Source organism: Paenibacillus sp. P4_A9, from assembly GCF_056402415.1.
Map to the genome: position 1 here is coordinate 1 of NZ_JBFUHL010000151.1, position 3,906 is coordinate 3,906.

Sequence of the window (3,906 nt, forward strand, 5' to 3'; positions counted from 1 at the left end):
GTGCAGTCAGCATTGGATATCGCTTCATCCCAATTCCCCCATCTCATTAAAGTACCTGACTAGCTTTTCGTTCGATGTCCAACCAATCATCACGTTTACCCTTGCAAGCATAAGCCAAACAGCTTCTTTCACCATGAAAGAAGCTCTTTAACTTTTCTTTAAGACGAATGCGCTTGGAAACCATGCTTACTTCTTGATTTCCTCGAGAGGCATATGATGTCCGTAGAATGTTTTTTCTCTTTGAATCGGAGCTGTCCATTTAACCGCATTAGCAATGACGCGCTGCACATCTTTGTTGTGATAGGTCGGATACGTCTCATGACCAGGACGGAAATAAAAGATTTTCCCTTGGCCGCGACGGTAGGTGCATCCGCTGCGGAACACCTCTCCTCCCTGGAACCAACTGACGAGGATTAACTCCTCAGGTGTCGGAATGTCAAAGTGCTCGCCATACATTTCCTCTTCTTCCAAGTCGATATATGGCCCTATTCCCTCTACGATTGGGTGTGATGGATCCATGACCCACAGTCGTTCTTTCTCGTCCGCTTCTCTCCATAGAAGATCGCAGGAAGTGCCCATCAATTTGCGGAACAGCTTCGAATGATGACCTGAGTGAAGCACGATGAGCCCCATTCCACTATGTACACGTTTACAAATGCGATCAACTACGTCATCTTGAAAGCCCTTATGTTCGACATGTCCCCAATAAATAAGAACATCCGTCTGATCCAGCTTTTCTTGAGTTAACCCATGCTCAGGCTCATTAAAGGTTGCACAGCTTATTTCAAATCCATCCTGACGAATACCGTCAGCTATGGCACCATGCATGCCTTTTGGATAAATCTTGGCTACCTCTTCTTTTCGTTGCTCCTGGAGAAATTCATTCCAAATCGTTACTCGGATCATTCAATTTCCTCCCTTTATATATGTGAATGAAATTAAAGGTTTCTCGTCACGCCATCTTTGGCTGAGTCAATGATCGCTTGCAGCACTTGCTGGTTACGGTACCCGTCCATAATCGTCGGGAGCGAAGCTGACTTCTCATGCTCCAAATAATCCACAAAATCCTGCAGCATCGGCTTCACCGATTTCTCGTCCAAGTGAATGACGGTCTCGGTCAATTGTAGATTGTCACCCGATCTGAGTGTCAAATGAACTTCATTTGGCTTTTCGACTGACATTCGGACCGTGCCCAAATCGCCAAACAAGGTAACGTTGAACTGATTGCCTGTACCGATCGCATTTTTATGGGTATAAAATGATCCCATCACGCCGCCTTCTAATACACACTGGAAGCCAGTAAAATCATCAACATCGACTTCCACGTATTCCCCCGTCCGCTTATCCAATCTGCGATCCGTAAACGTGCTCATCATACCAGACACCTGTTGAAATTCCMCTACAAAAAAACGTGCCGCATCCACCATATGCGAGCCAATATCCGCTAAGATCCCTGATCCCGCCATATCTTTATTAAAGCGCCATGTGTACTCTTTATTAAACATAGGTGCATTTTCCTCTTGCAGGTAATGCGCAGCGATATGCCGAATTTGGCCTAAGCTGCCATCCGTCACAAGCTGTTTTACGTATTGAAAACAAGGTCTGTATCGATAGGAAAATCCAATCATGCAGGGAATCGGATTCTTTTCATATAAGCTTAGCAATTCATCCGCCTCTCCCATCGTTCGGGTAAAAGGCTTCTCAGAAAAGATAGGTTTCCCGCATGCAATCGCAGATTTTAAGATGTCAGCATGGAATTTATTCGAGACACCTGAAATGATAAAGTCGATGTCTGGATCAGCGATAATCGCTTGATAATCCGTGTATCGCTTCCCAGCCGGCAGATTCAGTCGAGCCCCGACCTCTTCAACCGCTTTCGCATTCACATCACAGATAGCCGCAACATTTGTATTGGCAATTTTCGCAAGATTGCTCATATGGTAATCGCCGATACCGCCAAGGCCAATAATGCCTACGTTCCATTGTTTATTACTCATCATGTTCGCTCCCCTACTTGTGCTTGTCATCATGTTCTATCGTTGAAACCGAATTTCGCTCAATAATTTTGCCTTCAACAATGATCGTTTCAACGTACTCGCCTTGCAGCACGCCCAATTGATGCATTAACAACCGTACCGACTGAGCCCCTAGTTCCGATGGCTGTAAATCCATACTCGTCAAAGACGGGTTCGACTGTACCATCATCGAGTGATCACCACATACCACAAATAAAGAGACATCCCCAGGTACACTAAGATTCAGATCCTTGATGGCATTGAGAACACTGAATGCTGTGCGGTCATCATCGGCAATAATCGCGGTTACTTTTTTCTTCTGCTTACCGAGAATATCGATCGTCTCTTCATAGCCATAATTCATGTATTCACTTGAGTTCAGCTCAGGTTTATGATGAATCATGTGCTCCTCTACTTCTAGCCCGTGTTCCTTCATGGCATGAATGAAGCTAGCTTTTCGATCAATAGATACGGTCATATGCTCATTCGCATTCAAAAACATAATATCTTTATGGCCTTTGCCAATTAAATACTCGCAAATATTAAACATCATCTGTACATTGTCGTTATCCACGCTTATCGAATGCTCAATATTCTCATTCATCACGTGACCTACCGTCACAAATGGGATCTGTCCCATATGCATGTGGTTGATACGCTCATCATTCGCTGTAGGCCTCATCACGACGGCACCATCAATTGGATAACTAGTCAAAAACGGTGTTTTCACCTCATGTACCGGAATGATATCTAGTAGAACCCTATACCCATAATAAGCTGCTTCCAGAATGACCCCGTTGATAAACTGTGTATGAAATGCGCTAAAGAAGAAGCTGCCATGCGGTATGGTTAACCCTATCGCCATCGTTTTCTTGGTAACCAAGCTTCGCGCAGTATGATTAGGGACATAATTTAGTTGTCTAGAAACGCTCATCACACGCTCTCTGACTTCGTTGCTTGTCGGTCTTTTTTGGCTAAAGACATTAGAAACTGTCCCTTTTGAGACTCTCGCTAGCCTTGCAACATCATCAATTTTTGCCATGTTCGGGTATACATCCCTTCGTTACAAAGTCCATTTACTCCAATTGTGCATTAAGCTTCTCGACTAAGTCAATTAAATCTACCGGATTGCTTATTGTATAAGCAGGCTTTTGACTTTCGTCTTCATGCAGCTTCGGATATCTCGGCGTCCAGCTCAAGAAGATACTCGTGATCCCCATTTGGTTAGCGCCTTTCACATCTCGGCTTAAGTTGTTTCCTACCATTACAATTCTTGAGCAATCCTGCTCAGTGAGTTCTAAAGCACCCATCGCTGCCTTAAACATACGAGGACTTGGTTTCGCATCTTTAATACTTTCCGAATAAATCATGGTCGTAAAATAATCATACAAGCCATGGTCGGTCAGCATGTTTTTAAAAGATTGCGCTCTGCCGTCAGCTACAAGTGCCAGGATATAACCACGTTCGGCAAGCGTCTTCACCATGACATCTGCCCCTGGAATCAGATCCGCTTTTATCACAATATCATGGTCATCTCTAATTTCGGTTCCTTCATCAATGATGGTATCTCCGCAGTCTAGGAAAACAATCAGCTTTTTCGCATTTGGGTTAATCGGCATATGATCTTTCGTTGTTGGTTTACTCATGGACGACACCTCTTAAGTTAAGTTGGTCAGCATAATGACAAGCTGCGAAATGTTTGTTGCCTAAATCCTGCAGCTTTGGTTCTTCCTTCACACATTTGTCAGTCTTATACATACACCTAGGATGGAAATGACACCCGCTTGGAGGATTGGCTGGATTCGGTACTTCACCTTCGAGAATGATTCGGTCTTTTTTATAATCGGGATCAGGCTCAGGTACGGCCGACAGAAGCGCTTCTGTGTAAGGA

The 3,906-nt window shown here is 44.2% G+C and carries 5 protein-coding genes; all 5 read right to left on the reverse strand.

Translation table 11 applies throughout. The features are described 5' to 3' along the window. Positions 1-186 precede the first annotated feature (186 nt). Positions 187-906 (reverse strand): ThuA domain-containing protein, encoded by a 720-nt coding sequence (locus AC1DVJ_RS30200; protein ID WP_477596488.1) that lies wholly within the window; start codon positions 904-906, stop codon positions 187-189. A 32-nt stretch (positions 907-938) separates the two neighbouring features. After that, positions 939-1,997: a Gfo/Idh/MocA family protein gene (locus AC1DVJ_RS30205; RefSeq protein WP_477596490.1), complete on the reverse strand. Its 1,059-nt coding sequence runs from the start codon at positions 1,995-1,997 to the stop codon at positions 939-941. Between the two features lie 13 nt (positions 1,998-2,010). Then, positions 2,011-3,057 carry a LacI family DNA-binding transcriptional regulator gene (locus AC1DVJ_RS30210; RefSeq protein ID WP_477596493.1) on the reverse strand — a complete coding sequence of 349 codons (1,047 nt, stop codon included), beginning with the start codon at positions 3,055-3,057 and terminating at the stop codon, positions 2,011-2,013. Between the two features lie 34 nt (positions 3,058-3,091). Further along, entirely contained in the window at positions 3,092-3,661 is a 570-nt protein-coding gene (locus tag AC1DVJ_RS30215; RefSeq protein WP_477596495.1) for an HAD family hydrolase, read from the reverse strand. Continuing rightward, a partial coding sequence (locus AC1DVJ_RS30220; protein ID WP_477596497.1) for an oligopeptide/dipeptide ABC transporter ATP-binding protein occupies positions 3,654-3,906 on the reverse strand: 253 nt, incomplete at its 5' end. The genes AC1DVJ_RS30220 and AC1DVJ_RS30215, both read right to left, overlap by 8 nt.